24 protein-coding genes are annotated in these 13,321 nt (G+C 41.2%); all 24 read left to right on the top strand.

Features of this window, described 5'->3' with window-relative positions:
* Positions 1-7: 7 nt before the first annotated feature.
* The 24 genes from rplP to EHO65_RS01205 all read left to right on the top strand — a co-directional run bounded on the left by rplP (position 8) and on the right by EHO65_RS01205 (position 13,258).
* Entirely contained in the window at positions 8-421 is a 414-nt protein-coding gene (gene rplP / locus EHO65_RS01320; protein WP_008593851.1) for a 50S ribosomal protein L16, read from the top strand.
* Entirely contained in the window at positions 418-720 is a 303-nt protein-coding gene (gene rpmC, locus EHO65_RS01315; protein WP_135772434.1) for a 50S ribosomal protein L29, read from the top strand. The genes rplP and rpmC overlap by 4 nt, the downstream gene beginning before the upstream one ends.
* Positions 721-722: 2 nt before the next feature.
* Positions 723-992 (top strand): 30S ribosomal protein S17, encoded by a 270-nt coding sequence (gene rpsQ / locus EHO65_RS01310; protein WP_100710925.1) that lies wholly within the window; start codon positions 723-725, stop codon positions 990-992.
* A 1-nt stretch (position 993) separates the two neighbouring features.
* Positions 994-1,386, top strand: a complete 393-nt coding sequence (gene rplN, locus EHO65_RS01305; RefSeq protein WP_008596038.1) for a 50S ribosomal protein L14 — start codon at positions 994-996, stop codon at positions 1,384-1,386.
* Positions 1,386-1,739: a 50S ribosomal protein L24 gene (rplX, locus tag EHO65_RS01300; protein ID WP_135772433.1), complete on the top strand. Its 354-nt coding sequence runs from the start codon at positions 1,386-1,388 to the stop codon at positions 1,737-1,739. Before rplN ends, rplX begins: the two co-directional genes overlap by 1 nt.
* 3 nt (positions 1,740-1,742) lie before the next feature.
* Positions 1,743-2,294, top strand: coding sequence for a 50S ribosomal protein L5 (gene rplE, locus EHO65_RS01295; RefSeq protein WP_086448207.1), 552 nt, complete (start codon positions 1,743-1,745; stop codon positions 2,292-2,294).
* 13 nt (positions 2,295-2,307) lie between these two features.
* On the top strand, positions 2,308-2,493 hold the full coding sequence (locus EHO65_RS01290; RefSeq protein ID WP_010513640.1) for a type Z 30S ribosomal protein S14: 186 nt from the start codon (positions 2,308-2,310) through the stop codon (positions 2,491-2,493).
* A 13-nt stretch (positions 2,494-2,506) separates the two neighbouring features.
* The gene (gene rpsH / locus EHO65_RS01285; RefSeq protein ID WP_008594088.1) at positions 2,507-2,905 is read left to right on the top strand and encodes a 30S ribosomal protein S8; all 399 of its coding nucleotides are present in this window, start codon (positions 2,507-2,509) and stop codon (positions 2,903-2,905) included.
* Positions 2,906-2,930: 25 nt separating this feature from the next.
* Positions 2,931-3,470 carry a 50S ribosomal protein L6 gene (rplF, locus tag EHO65_RS01280; RefSeq protein WP_100705551.1) on the top strand — a complete coding sequence of 180 codons (540 nt, stop codon included), beginning with the start codon at positions 2,931-2,933 and terminating at the stop codon, positions 3,468-3,470.
* Between the two features lie 4 nt (positions 3,471-3,474).
* The gene (gene rplR, locus EHO65_RS01275; RefSeq protein WP_135772432.1) at positions 3,475-3,837 is read left to right on the top strand and encodes a 50S ribosomal protein L18; all 363 of its coding nucleotides are present in this window, start codon (positions 3,475-3,477) and stop codon (positions 3,835-3,837) included.
* Between the two features lie 2 nt (positions 3,838-3,839).
* Positions 3,840-4,355, top strand: a complete 516-nt coding sequence (rpsE, locus tag EHO65_RS01270; RefSeq protein WP_020770439.1) for a 30S ribosomal protein S5 — start codon at positions 3,840-3,842, stop codon at positions 4,353-4,355.
* Between the two features lie 5 nt (positions 4,356-4,360).
* Positions 4,361-4,540: a 50S ribosomal protein L30 gene (gene rpmD, locus EHO65_RS01265; RefSeq protein ID WP_135772431.1), complete on the top strand. Its 180-nt coding sequence runs from the start codon at positions 4,361-4,363 to the stop codon at positions 4,538-4,540.
* Between the two features lie 13 nt (positions 4,541-4,553).
* Positions 4,554-5,078: a 50S ribosomal protein L15 gene (gene rplO, locus EHO65_RS01260; protein WP_135772430.1), complete on the top strand. Its 525-nt coding sequence runs from the start codon at positions 4,554-4,556 to the stop codon at positions 5,076-5,078.
* Positions 5,079-5,208: 130 nt separating this feature from the next.
* Positions 5,209-6,591 (top strand): preprotein translocase subunit SecY, encoded by a 1,383-nt coding sequence (gene secY, locus EHO65_RS01255; protein WP_108928720.1) that lies wholly within the window; start codon positions 5,209-5,211, stop codon positions 6,589-6,591.
* A 4-nt stretch (positions 6,592-6,595) separates the two neighbouring features.
* Positions 6,596-7,159 carry an adenylate kinase gene (locus tag EHO65_RS01250; RefSeq protein ID WP_086448212.1) on the top strand — a complete coding sequence of 188 codons (564 nt, stop codon included), beginning with the start codon at positions 6,596-6,598 and terminating at the stop codon, positions 7,157-7,159.
* Position 7,160: 1 nt separating this feature from the next.
* Complete coding sequence (gene infA / locus EHO65_RS01245; protein ID WP_008595303.1) at positions 7,161-7,379, top strand: translation initiation factor IF-1; 219 nt, start codon at positions 7,161-7,163, stop codon at positions 7,377-7,379.
* Between the two features lie 9 nt (positions 7,380-7,388).
* Positions 7,389-7,502 carry a 50S ribosomal protein L36 gene (rpmJ, locus tag EHO65_RS01240; protein WP_008594142.1) on the top strand — a complete coding sequence of 38 codons (114 nt, stop codon included), beginning with the start codon at positions 7,389-7,391 and terminating at the stop codon, positions 7,500-7,502.
* 2 nt (positions 7,503-7,504) lie between these two features.
* Positions 7,505-7,882 carry a 30S ribosomal protein S13 gene (gene rpsM, locus EHO65_RS01235; RefSeq protein WP_135772429.1) on the top strand — a complete coding sequence of 126 codons (378 nt, stop codon included), beginning with the start codon at positions 7,505-7,507 and terminating at the stop codon, positions 7,880-7,882.
* 2 nt (positions 7,883-7,884) lie between these two features.
* Positions 7,885-8,292, top strand: a complete 408-nt coding sequence (rpsK, locus tag EHO65_RS01230) for a 30S ribosomal protein S11 (protein WP_008595617.1) — start codon at positions 7,885-7,887, stop codon at positions 8,290-8,292.
* Positions 8,293-8,304: 12 nt separating this feature from the next.
* Positions 8,305-8,928 (top strand): 30S ribosomal protein S4, encoded by a 624-nt coding sequence (rpsD, locus tag EHO65_RS01225; RefSeq protein WP_100724365.1) that lies wholly within the window; start codon positions 8,305-8,307, stop codon positions 8,926-8,928.
* Between the two features lie 22 nt (positions 8,929-8,950).
* Complete coding sequence (locus EHO65_RS01220) at positions 8,951-9,928, top strand: DNA-directed RNA polymerase subunit alpha (protein ID WP_008593478.1); 978 nt, start codon at positions 8,951-8,953, stop codon at positions 9,926-9,928.
* A 2-nt stretch (positions 9,929-9,930) separates the two neighbouring features.
* Complete coding sequence (rplQ, locus tag EHO65_RS01215; RefSeq protein ID WP_135772428.1) at positions 9,931-10,515, top strand: 50S ribosomal protein L17; 585 nt, start codon at positions 9,931-9,933, stop codon at positions 10,513-10,515.
* A 191-nt stretch (positions 10,516-10,706) separates the two neighbouring features.
* Complete coding sequence (locus EHO65_RS01210) at positions 10,707-12,782, top strand: protein O-mannosyl-transferase family (RefSeq protein ID WP_135772427.1); 2,076 nt, start codon at positions 10,707-10,709, stop codon at positions 12,780-12,782.
* 14 nt (positions 12,783-12,796) lie between these two features.
* A complete protein-coding gene (locus tag EHO65_RS01205) occupies positions 12,797-13,258 on the top strand; it encodes an AgmX/PglI C-terminal domain-containing protein (RefSeq protein WP_135772426.1) in 462 nt (153 codons plus the stop codon).
* Positions 13,259-13,321 lie beyond the last annotated feature (63 nt).

Here is a 13,321-nt window from a genome sequence, read left to right as displayed (position 1 = left end):
AAAAACGATGTTATCACCTAAAAGAGTTAAGTTCAGAAAAAGACAAAGGGGCCGCTTGAAAGGAAACGACGAGCGTGGTTCCAAAGTGTCCTTCGGAGAGTTCGGTCTTAAAGCCGTTACTTCCGGACGTTTGACTGCAAGACAGATCGAAGCGGCAAGGATCACTATCAACCGTCAGGTAAAAAGAGGCGGGAAACTTTGGATTAGGATCTTCCCTCATCTACCTATTACTAAAAAACCAGCGGAAACTCGTATGGGTAAAGGTAAAGGTAATCCTGAGTTCTGGATCGCAGAGATCAGACCTGGTAGAGTTTTATTCGAAATGAGCGGAATCGATGAAGCGACCGCTAAAAAAGCTTTGGATCTGGCTGCTTATAAACTGCCTGTTCAAACTGAATTCGTGAAGAGGTCTACGCTGTGAAAAAGATCAAACTCGCAGAGTTGAAAGACGCAGAAATTTTAGCACAATTGGAAGATGCTTACAAAATCATTCGTACAGCACGTTTCCAATACGGAGTTGCTCGTTCTTTGGAAAACCCGAAGGTGATTACTAACGCGAAGAAAAAAATCGCGCGCCTTCTAACCATCCAAAAGAACAGAGAGTTGGCTGCGAAGTCTGGCACTACTAAAGCTAGACGTTATTCAAGAGCTACTCGTAAGGTACAGGCTTTGGCAAAAGCTAACGCTTCTGCTAAGAAAGTAGCTAAAGGAACGAACTGATTATGGAAACTGCAAAGAAGCATATAAAAAAATCACTTCTTAGCGAAGGTAAAGTCGTGAGCACCGCTATGGATAAAACCTTAGTGATGTTAGTAGAAGCTCGTAAGACTCACCCTAAGTTTAAGAAGATCGTTCGTAGAACCGTTAAAATGAAGGTTCATGACGAAAGAAATGAGTGCCAAGTAGGTGATAGAATCCTGGCGATTGAAACCAGACCTCTATCCCGTGAAAAGCGTCACCGTCTATTTAAGATCGTAGAAAAGGCAAAGTAAGATGATCCAACAGGAAACCATCCTCCAAGTCGCCGATAACTCCGGAATAAAAAGAGTTATGTGTATTAAAGTCTTAGGAGGCTCTAAAAAACGTTACGCCTCCGTAGGAGACGAGATCATCGTCGCCGTTAAAGACGCACAACCTGCTTATGGGTTAAAAGATTCCACGGGGAAAAAGGTCCATAACAAGGCCGTTCAACGCGCAGTTGTTGTTAGAACTAAAAAAGAAATCCGTCGTCCAGATGGTTCTTATATTCGTTTCGATGATAACGCAGTCGCAATTATCGACGACAAAGGAAACCCGAAAGGGACCCGTATTTTCGGGCCAGTAGCTCGCGAACTTCGCGATAAAAAATACGCTAAGATCATCTCCCTAGCGCCGGAGGTTTTATAATGTCTAAGCTGACGTATCGGGGATCCGAATATACAAAATTCAAATCCGTTCGCCTTCACAAAGATGACGAAGTAATCGTTATCGCAGGAAAAGAGAAGGGAAAAAAAGGCAAGATCCTAGTAATCGATAAGAAAAGGGATCGTGTAGTAGTAGAAGGACTGAACAAACGTAAACGTTTCTTAAGACCTACCCAAGAAAACCCTCAAGGTGGTATCGTAGAAGTGGAAGCTCCAATGCACATTTCCAACGTAATGTTCTACGATTCCAAAAAGAAGAAGGGAGTTCGTGTGGGCTACCAAGAGAATAAAGGTAAAAAAGTCCGCGTTTCTAAGCCGGAAGGGAAAGAGATCTAAGTCATGGCAGCAGCTAGATTAAGAGATAAATACGGGAAGGAAATCGTTCCCGCTCTTCAGAAACAATTTAACTTCAAGTCCATAATGCAAGTTCCTCGTTTGGAAAAAATCGTTCTGAACGTGGGAATGGGTGAGGCTCATACTAACCCTAAAGCATTGGAAGCGGCAGTAGAAGAACTCGCATTGATCACCGGACAACGCCCGGTTAAGACCAAGGCTAAAAAATCCATCGCGGGATTCAAACTCCGCGAAGGTATGAGCCTCGGTACCACAGTTACCCTACGTGGAAACTATATGTATGAGTTTCTAGATCGTTTGGTGAACGTGGCTCTTCCAAGGGTGCGTGACTTTAAAGGAGTTTCCGAGAAAGGTTTCGACGGACGCGGAAACTACAACTTCAGCATCAAAGAACAAATCATTTTCCCAGAGATCAAAGTGGATAAGATCAACACTCTCTACGGAATGAACCTGACCTTCGTAACGAACACCAAGGTAGACGCAGAAGCTTATAGCCTTCTCGCTGCTTTCGGTATGCCGTTCCGGAACCTGAGATAAGGAGCCCGCAATCATGGCTAAGACCTCTTTAATCGAAAGACATAAGAAAAAAAAGAAATTCAAAGTAAGGGTTCACAACCGTTGCCCACTTTGCGGACGCCCTCGCGGTTACCTAAGAAGATTCGACATGTGCAGAATTTGCTTCCGGAAGCTTGCTAGCCAAGCTCAAATTCCGGGCGTAGTTAAGGCATCTTGGTAAGGAGGACATTATAATGAGTTTATCTGATCCAATCGGTGATATGCTGACCCGCATTCGTAATGCTGGTCGTGCGAAACATGAAAGTTGTGTGATTCCAGGAAGTAAGATCAAACGTTCTATTCTGGAATTATTGAAAGAAGAAGGATTTATCAACGGCTATGAGCCGGTGACTAACGGAAGTTTCGAAGATTTCAAAGTTGCTTTGAAATACGATGTAACCAAAAGACCAGTGATCCGCGAGTTAGTTCGTGTATCTAAACCAGGTCGTAGAGTTTACATGAAAAGCGAAGAGATCCGCCCGTATAAAAACAATATGGGAACTATGATTCTCTCCACTTCCAAGGGAGTTATGACCGGCAAAAAAGCTCGGAAATTACGCGTAGGAGGAGAGGTTATCTGTAAACTCTCTTAAGAGTAACGGAAACTTATAAAGACCTATGTCCAGGATTGGAAAAGCAGAAATCAAACTTCCGGAAAAAGTGGAAGTAAAACAGGACAGCACCGTAATTAAAGTGAAAGGTCCTCTAGGCGAGTTACAAACTCCTATTTTTGCGGGGATCTCTCTGAAAAACGAGGGCGGAACTGTAAAATTAGAAAGATCCAGCGAAGAGCAAAACGTTGTAGCTCTTCACGGATTGACCCGCGCTCTTCTTATGAATAGCGTAAAGGGTGTGACCGCTGGTTGGGAAAAAAACCTGGAGATCACAGGGGTTGGTTATCGTGCAGCTAAGCGCGGTGAAGATCTAGTGATGAACCTTGGATATTCCCACGAGGTTGTTTATAAAGCTCCTAAAGGAATTAAGATCGAAGTCATTGAACAAGTGAAGATCAAAATTTCCGGGATCGACAAACAACTAGTCGGACAAGTTGCAGCGGATATCCGTTCTAAGAGACCTCCTGAGCCTTATAAAGGTAAAGGGATCAAGTACAACGACGAATTTATCAAGAGAAAGGCCGGAAAAACCGGTAAGAAGTAAGGCCATGATTAATAAACTGAAAAAAATCGCAGCCAAACGCAGAAGAGCAGAGCGTTCCAGATTCAAACTGAGACAATCCAGCTCTCGCCCTAGATTGGTTTTCAACAAATCCAATCGTTATCTTTCCTGCCAGATCGTGGATGATATCCAAGGAACAACTTTGGTAGCTGCTTCTACTTTAGAAGCAACCTTTGCAGGTAAAAGTCGCAAAGATGTAGAAGCTGCTAAGGCTTTGGGAAAAGCGATCGGGGAAAAGGCCGCTTCTAAAGGTGTGAAGGTAGTTATGCTGGATCGTTCCGGAATGATCTACCATGGAAGAATCGCGGCTTTCGCGGACGCAGCTAGAGAAGCTGGACTGGAGTTCTAATAATGGCGTACGAACAAGATCAAGAACAGAAAGAGTTTAACGAGAAGGTCGTAAAGATCGATCGCGTTGCTAAAGTTGTAAAAGGTGGACGTCGTTTCTCCTTTAACGCTCTAACAGTAGTTGGAGATGCAAAAGGTAAAGTAGGGATTGGATTCGGTAAAGCGAACGAAGTTCCTGATGCGATCCGTAAATCCATCGAGTCCGCTAAGAAGAATTTGGTGAAAATCCAATTCAGAGGACATACCATTCCTCACGAAGTGATCGGAAAATTCAAATCGGCAAGAGTGATCCTGAAACCGTCTACTGCGGGAACTGGAATCATCGCTGGTGGATCCGTTCGTTCTGTAGTGGAGAAAGTTGGGATCCAAGATATTCTTAGCAAATCTTGGGGTTCTTCGAATCCAGTAAATATCGTAAAGGCGACCCTGGACGCTCTTCAACAATTGGAGACTCCTGTATTAGCAGCTCGTAAAAGAGGGATCACTCTGGCTCGTCTTTTCGGAAACGACGTAGGATAATAAACATGGAAACCGTAATCGTTACTCAGATCAAAAGTAATATCGGGATTAAAAAAGGCCAGAAGCTAACTCTGGCTGCTTTGGGACTCCGTAGAACCGGACAACAAAGAAAACATACTCTAACTCCGCAGGTGAAAGGAATGATCTATGACGTTCAACACCTGGTCCGAGTCGAAAAGGCGTAATTAGGTAAGGGAAATGAGTAAAGAAAGAATTAAGGCTGCCCTAGCGTTCGGAAAAGAACGTACTGAAAAGGGAGATAAGCCGGCAGGAAATATCATTCCTGTTCCAGCTGGTTCTACTAAGAACAAAAAACGTTTAGGTCGTGGTATCGGTTCCAAAACCGGTAAAACGGGAGGACGTGGTTCTAAGGGACAATACGCTCGTAATACTGTTCGTAGAGGATTCGAAGGTGGGCAGATGCCTATCCACAGAAGACTTCCTAAGCGTGGATTCACTTCCATATTTCATAAGGATTTCTTCCCAGTCAACTTGAGAGACATAGAGAAAAGCGGGTTGACCGGCAACATAGATGCCAAAATTATGGTTGAATCGAAGATTCTTGATAATGAGGGCACTCTTTTCAAGATTTTGGGAACCGGTGAGATCACAAAAGCGGTTCATATAGTAGCGGATGGTTTTTCCGCTTCTGCCAAGGCAAAGATAGAGAAAGCAGGCGGTTCCGTAAAACTTCGTTCAGAATTGGCTTCTAAAGAAGCTTAATCCGAGCCGTTTTTCGACTGTTTGTCTGAAACGAATCTTTAATGTTTAAGAAGGGACTCGGGGTAAACCTTTGAGTCCCTTTTGCCCGAAAGGGGAATGACCAGGAAATAAGGAAAGAGAACAAAGCAATATGCTGACTTCGATCGCAAATATCTTCAAAATCCCAGAGTTGAGAAACAAGGTGTTCTTTACTCTTGGCATGCTCTTACTCTTCCGTCTTGGGACTCATATTACTATTCCTGGTATCGATCCTAAAGTAGTTTCCGCAATCGCTTTGGATGCAAATGCAGCCGAGGGCCTTGTAGGAATGTTCGATATGTTCGCGGGAGGAGCTCTTCTGAACTTCTCCATTTTCGCGTTAGGTATCATGCCTTATATTTCTTCTTCCATCATTATGCAGTTAGTGATGGTTCTTGTTCCTTCTTTACAAAAACTCCAAAAAGAAGGAGATGAAGGTCGCAAGAAGATCAGCCAATATACTAAATACGGAACTATCCTACTTTGTGGAGTTCAGTCTTTAGCAGTGATCCGTTTGGCTCAACGTTGGTCTTATGGAGCGGACAATGCACCTGCTCTTCACCCAGGTTTGATCCACTCTTCCGTTGAATCTTGGTTCTTCTTTATTGCGTTATTGTCTATTACTACTGGAACAGTACTTTTGATCTGGCTCGGCGAGCAAATCACTGAGAGAGGGATCGGTAACGGAATTTCTCTTTTGATCTTTGCAGGTATCGTAGGACGTCTTCCTGTTTCCGTAGCTCAATTGTTCCGTGAGAACTTTGTAGACGGACTGAATATCATCATCCTTCTTCTTTTATTCATTCTACTCATCGCGTTAACTGTTCTTCTTACTCAAGGTGTCCGTAAGGTTCCTTTACAGTACGGAAAACAAATGGTGGGAAGAAAGATGGTCCAAGCTAAGTCTCAAAGCATTCCTTTTAAAGTGAATGGCGCGAGCGTAATGCCGATCATATTCGCTTCTTCTTTATTACTTTTTCCTCAAACGATTATCCAACAGATATCCGAGCTTCCTAACTGGGCGGGCTGGGTTCTTCTATTGGATTATTTGAATCCATTCTCTCAGACTTGGTATCACGCTGCATTTTACTTCTTCGTATATATCGCATTGATCGTGTTCTTCGCGTATTTTTATACTGCGATCCAATTCAATCCGGGAGAACTTGCGGAGAATCTTCGTAAGTATAATGGATTCATTCCTGGAATTCGTCCAGGTTCTCATACTAAGGAATATATTGAGAAGGTCCTAAACAGGATCACTCTTCCTGGTGCGGTTTTCTTAGCAGGACTTGCGTTAGCTCCTTATATCATTATTCGTTTCCTAAATTTAGGAACGAACTCCGGTGGTGGATCCTTGGTTTACACTTTCGGTGGAACTTCTCTACTCATCATGGTAGGGGTGGCTTTGGAAACTTTGAAACAATTAGAGTCCCAATTGCTTATGAGAAACTATGATGGTTTCTTGAAAAAAACTAAGATCAAAGGAAGGTCTTAAGAAAATGAATTCCATCATTTTCATGGGCCCTCCGGGTGCTGGTAAAGGCACCCAGGCAAAGATACTTTGCGATACTTTGGGAATTCCTCAGATCTCTACTGGAGATATTCTGAGAGCTGCCGTTAAGAACGGGACCCAAATGGGATTAGAAGCAAAGAGATATATGGATGCCGGAGATTTAGTTCCGGATTCAGTTGTTATTGGCATTATCAAAGATCGTCTTGTAGAGCCTGATTGCAAAAACGGATTCTTATTGGATGGATTTCCAAGAACCGTAGAGCAAGCAGATGCATTGGATAAAATCCTAAGCACAGAAGGTTTGAAAATCAAAAGAGCGATCAATCTAGAAGTTCCGGATCAAGAACTTCTGGAACGTTTATTGAAACGTGCAGAAATCGAAGGTCGTTCCGACGACAACGAAACAACGATCAAGAGCCGCTTGGAAACTTATAACAAGAAGACTCTTCCATTATTGGACTACTATGCTGCAAAAGGAAATCTCTCCCGTGTAAACGGAGTAGGGAACTTGGATACAGTCACAAAACTGATCGAGAAGGAGTTAGCTTAACTTGGCGAAAGAAGATGCAATCACCGTGGACGGTACCGTTTTGGAACCTCTCCCAAACGCAATGTTCCGCGTTGAGCTGGAAAATGGTCATAAGGTTTTAGCCCATATTTCCGGTAAAATGAGAATGCATTATATCAGGATCCTCCCTGGCGACAAAGTCACCGTGGAACTCTCTCCTTACGATTTGACCAAGGGTAGAATTACCTACCGCAAAAAATAGGAACACGTTATGAAAGTAAGAACTTCCGTAAAAAAAATCTGCACTAGCTGCAAAGTTATCAGAAGAAAAGGTGTGATCAGAGTGATCTGCACCAACCCTAAACACAAGCAAAGGCAAGCATAATCATGGCTCGTATCGCAGGTATCGATCTTCCAAGAGAAAAAAGAATCGTTGTTGGTCTAACGTATATTTACGGAATCGGCCGATCCACTTCTCGCAAACTTCTCGCTAAAGCGGGCGTTGATGAGGCAATCAGAGTGAAGGATCTTTCTGACACTCAAGAAGCTGCTCTCAGAAAAGCGATCGAAGAAAGTATCAAGGTAGAAGGAGATCTTCGCTCCGAAAACCAACTCAATATCAAAAGATTGATGGATATCGGATGTTACAGAGGCCTGCGTCATAGAAGAGGTCTTCCAGTTCGCGGTCAAAGAACCAGAACAAATGCCCGTACTCGTAAGGGTGTTAAGAAGACCGTTGCCAATAAGAAGAAGGTGACTAAGTAATCATGGCTGAAGATAAAAAAGGCAAAAAAGAGAAAAAGGTTAAGAAGAAGGAGAAAAAGGTCGTTCCTCGCGGAAAGGTCTATATCACCGCTTCTTTTAACAATACCATTATCACCATCACTGACTTGGCAGGAAATACTCTGTCTTGGTCAACCGCTGGTGCTATGGGTTTCCGTGGATCCAAAAAATCTACTCCGTATGCGGCTCAAATCGCAGCGGGAAATGCTGCCGAGAAAGCAATCGACTCTACCGGTTTAGCCGAAGTGGATGTTCTGGTTTCTGGCCCAGGTATCGGACGCGAATCCGCGATCCGTTCCTTAGTTGCTAGAGGACTTTCCATTAAAATGATCAAGGACGTTACACCTTTACCTCATAACGGCTGTCGTCCGCGTAAAAGAAGAAGGGTTTAAGGTAGGAATAATATGGCAAGATATAGAGGACCTGTCGTTAAACTAATGAGGAGAGAAGGTGTTAACCTTTACCTCAAATCCAGTTTTACTTTCAATAGAGATAAGTTCCATAAAAAGGGACCTCCTGGTATGCAACCTAAACGGAAACCGAAAATTTCCGAATATGGTTCTCAGCTTCGTGAAAAGCAGAAGTTGAAAAGAGCTTACGGACTTTTAGAAAAACAATTCCGTAGCCTTTACGAAGAAGCTTCTCACGCTCACGGTGTAACCGGTGAAATTCTTCTCCAACTTTTAGAAAGAAGATTAGATAACGTTGTATATCGTTTAGGTTTCGCTGTGACTAGACGTCAGGCGAGAAACTTCATCGCTCATAACCATATTCTGGTAAATGGCGAGAAAGTTGATATTCCATCTTTCCGTTTGAAAGTAGGCGATAAGATCGAGATCAAACCTAAATTCAGAACTTCTGGTTTTATTACCCAGAATATCCAACTGGCTCAGTCTCTGAATAATATTCCTTCTTGGGTGTCTTCTGATTTCATTCAGTTCTCAGGAGAAATTCTGTCTTTGCCGGAACGTCATCATGTCGACATTCCAGTAAAAGAGCAGGTGATCGTGGAGTTGTACTCCAAGTAATTTTATTGGGAAGGGTTTCTAAGTGTCTCTAAAAAGTTTACTCAAAGGATTTAAACGTCCCAAAAAGATCGAATTTACTACGGAAGCGAATACTCCGAACTACGGAAAATTCGTAGCGGAGCCTTTCGAGCGCGGTTTTGCGACCACGATCGGAAACTCTCTTCGTAGAACTCTCATGTCTTCTATTGAAGGAGCGGCAATTTCCGCTCTTCGTATCGAAGGTGTGAACCATGAGTTCTCTTATATCGAAGGAGTCGCTGAAGACGTTACTCGTATCATCCTAAACCTCAAACAAGTTCGTATTAAATATGAGCCTGAGGACAAGGACCAAAGCAAAGTTATCCATTTGGAATTGAAAGGTGCAGGATATTTCAGAGCCGGAGATCTGGCTGTAGATTCTTCCATCGAGATCATGAACCCGGATCTACATATCGCAACTTTGAATGAAGACGCGAACCTTGTATTGGATCTGGAAATCCAAAGAGGAAGAGGATACGTTCCAGCAGAAGATAAGAAGAAGGATATAGAAGTTCTTGGAACTATCCCAATCGACTCTATCTTCTCTCCAGTTCAAAAAGTAATTTTCGAAATTTCCGAGACCCGTGTGGCTCAGAGATCCGATTACGAAAAACTGACTCTGGAAGTTTGGACAGACGGATCCATTTCACCTGAGGATGCAGTTGCTCAAGCGGCTAAAATCCTAAAAGAACACCTTACAGTATTCATCAACTTCGAAGAAGAATTAGAGGAAGAAGAAGACGAGTTAGACGAAGCGGACGAGAAGTTGAAAGCTTCCCTTTCCAAACACGTGGAAGAACTCGAACTTTCTGTACGTTCCCTAAACGTTCTTCGCAGTTTGGAAATCGACTTCGTTGGAGACCTTGTTAAGAGATCTGAAGAAGAGATGTCCAAATCCAAACATTATAGCGAGCAAGGTCTCGCAGAACTTAAGTCTAAACTTGCTGGTTTGGGACTTTCGTTCGGAATGAGAGATTTCTAAATATGAACAAAAGAAATAAAGTAAAACATCTCAACCGCGAAAAAGCTCATAGAGATGCTCTGATCAATAACATGATCACTAGCCTTTTCAAATACGAGAGAATCGAATCCACTCAAGCAAAATTGAAAGTGGTTCGTTCTCACGCTGAAAAGATTATTACCAGAGCGAAAAGAAATCTCGCGACTGATATTGCTCCTGCGGTTGCACTTCACAACAAACGTGAAGTTCTAAAAAGAGTAAAAGATCGTAATATCGTTACGAAACTTTTCGAAGATATCGCGGTTCGTTATGCGGCTGTAAATGGTGGATACACCAGGATCTTGAAAAAGATCAACAGAGCTTCCGATAATTCCGAAGTAGGAATTTTAGAACTCACTAACAGAAAGGATCGTCCGACCCTTATCAAAGAAATTAAAGATAAGAGAGAGGCTATTTCCGACTCTAAAAAAGAAAAAGCGGCAGCACCTGCTCCGGCTAAAAAGGAAAAAGCTCCTAAAAAAGAAGCTGCTCCTAAAGCTAAAGCAGCTAAGAAGCCTGCAGCTCCGAAAAAAGCAGTTAAGAAAGCTGCTCCTAAGAAGAAAAAATAATATATATAATCCCCGAAGAGATGGGAGATATGTGGGCCCCGGTGTTGGAAACGACATCGGGGTTTTTTATTTTTGTGCATACTGTTAAATTAGACCCGAATTCTCACTATAATTGTCTTATTTAGAGATTACGAAAATATAATTATATATTGCCAAATGACTTGTATAGACAAAGTTTTCGCAATTCTAGTATGAAATCTGCCGTAGATTCGATTGGCTATCTTTTTGAGAAAAATACAGACAGGTCCGTTTCTATTCTGTTATTTCTTTTTTTCTTAATTTCTTATTCTTACATCGCGCCATCTCATGTTACCTTCGAAGATTCCGGATCTTTTCTCTTGGTGGCTCTTAACGCAGGAATTGCACATCCGCCGGGATATCCTTTATACTCATTATTAGGCAAGATTGTATCATCACTTATATTTTGGGGATCTCCTGCTTTTCAGGTTCATTTCATGAATTGTCTTCTGGGAGCTGGAACAGCCACTTTATTATACTTATTTGTACGCAGATGGAAATATAGTCTTGATTCTTCTTTGCTTGCTGCAGTGTTATTTGGTTCCGCTTTTACTGTCGTTTATCAATCGGTAGTGGCAGAAGTCTATATTCTAAATTCATTTCTCTTTCTGCTTTCGTGGTTTTACTTAATAAAATTTGAAGAATCGAAGATTAAAACTCATATATTGTTATTCGGTCTTTTTTCGGGACTGAGTATGTCCTGCCATTGGCCCTTAGCAGTGTTAAGCTCATTTTCATTTCTTCCAATTTTATGGTCTGAGAGAAAGAAAGTATTCGAATATAAATATTTTCTAATTTTCGGTTTTCTCTTAGGGTTAACTCCGTATTTGTATTTTTTCGTAGCTCATTATTTTACTGATTTTTTATTTTTAGGGCCTATTCGCAGTTTAGGCGATTTTTTTTATGTTTTGCTTAGGAAGGATCGAGAAGACTCTAATGTATTTTCTACTGCAACTTTTAAGGATTCAGTAGAATTTATAGTCGGATTTATCTCATTCTCCGCGGAAGATCTTGTTTATTTTGGCTTATTTATTTCTCTGGTGGGCTTCATTCTTTCTTTTGTTTTGATAGGAAGACTTAGATCGGTTTCTTTATTCTTAGCCTTACTTTCGAATTCGGTATTTCTGCTATTCCTATGGAGGGCAGAGTGGAATGCTTTAACTAAAGATTTATATCGATTCTATAATATAACCCCTCTTCTGGCTCTATGTATTTATTTTGCAATTGGCTGGGACTTTTTTCTAAAATATATTTCTTCTTCCTTATATAAGCGTTCGTTTTCGATTCTTATACTTATTTTCATTTTAGGATTTTTCTTTTATAAAACTATTTGGAAAGTCCAGCAGTCCACGGATAAATTCGCTTATTCTTATGCTAAGGAAGTATTAAGTGAGCTGCCTGCAAAATCATCTTTATTAGTTCATAGCGATATGGATGCTCCAGAGATCGCATATGCTCATTATGGCGAAAATTTTAGACCAGATTTAGAACTTAACTCTCAATTAGCAGCTATGTTGCCGAGAAAAATTTTTGATAGAAGGTTCAATAATACAAACGAGTCACGAAGAATTCCGCTTTTAAACTATATTTCTCATAGATTGGACAAAGGGATAAAGGTGTTCACAACGAAAAAAATCGTAGCTTTTGATGATAAAACAGCTCCTTTTCCATTATCTTATTCTTATAGAGGGCTTGTTTATGAAATTTCGAATACTCCTCAACCGGATGGTATCTCTGAGAAAACTTATCGTTTTGCTATTTCAGAATTGGATAGGGAGATTTTGACTTTTAAAGACCGTAAAATTTGGAGTTATTATCGAAACCAGATTGTAGGCGAATATTGTAAAATTGTAGTCGAGGCTCGAATGTATCATACGGCCTTTGAATATATTCCTGTTTGTATCTTAATGGCGGCCCAGTCTCTGAATGCTTACGAGAAGAAGTTTCCTGAATCTGATGAATATTTTTTAAAAGTGATACCGTATTTGAAAGATTTGTATGTCTCAGAACAAGCAGATATTGTAAGGCAATTTTTGATTAATCGAGTGCATTGGGTTAATTCAGGTATGGACAATCGAAGAATGGAAATTTTAATGAAGGAAGGAATTCAGATCGCAATTCCAATCGCCTCTCGAATGAAAAAATGTGATCATCCTCTTTTGTACACAATGGAGGAAATAGATAGACAGCTTTCCCTTGGGTTGAGTAAGAGTCTAACGGAAACTCGCCAAAAAGTCTGTAGCAAGTAAAAGGAGATATTTGAATGAATTTGAAAGAAAGTTTATCTAAGGAGCAGTTGAAATCTGCAGCAATTATTGCACTGATCATTTTTAATTTAGGAATTATTGCATATCTTTTTATTCAAAGAACTGAACCAAACTTGCCCGTTGAATATTATCGGAACTCTCGGAACCAAGGAGAATCGGATCCCTATATCAAGAATGAGGTAAACAACACTATTTCTAAGAATACAGGTAAAATACAGGCTTGTTACAATAAGTTTTTGGAAAGTAAGCCTATTATAACGGACGGAAAGGTTGTAGTGGACTGGCAAGTTGAACCAGACGGAGATCCTTACCGCCCAGAGGTCGTTCAGTCGGATTTCGCCGATCAGAGTTTCGGTGAATGTATTGTTGCTGAAATTAAATCCTGGAACTTTCCTGAACCTCCAACCGGAAGAAAGACTTACGTATTTTATAAGTTTTTCTTTAAGAAAACCGAATAAAACAAATTTTAATTTATACTTGGGTCACCCAACGTTATCCATTTTGGGATATTTTTCTTAAGC

The sequence above is a fragment of the Leptospira andrefontaineae genome (assembly GCF_004770105.1).
Taxonomy (GTDB): Bacteria; Spirochaetota; Leptospiria; order Leptospirales; family Leptospiraceae; genus Leptospira_B; species Leptospira_B andrefontaineae.
The sequence above is the reverse complement of the archived record's forward strand: the minus strand, read 5'-3'. Positions and strand labels throughout refer to the sequence as shown.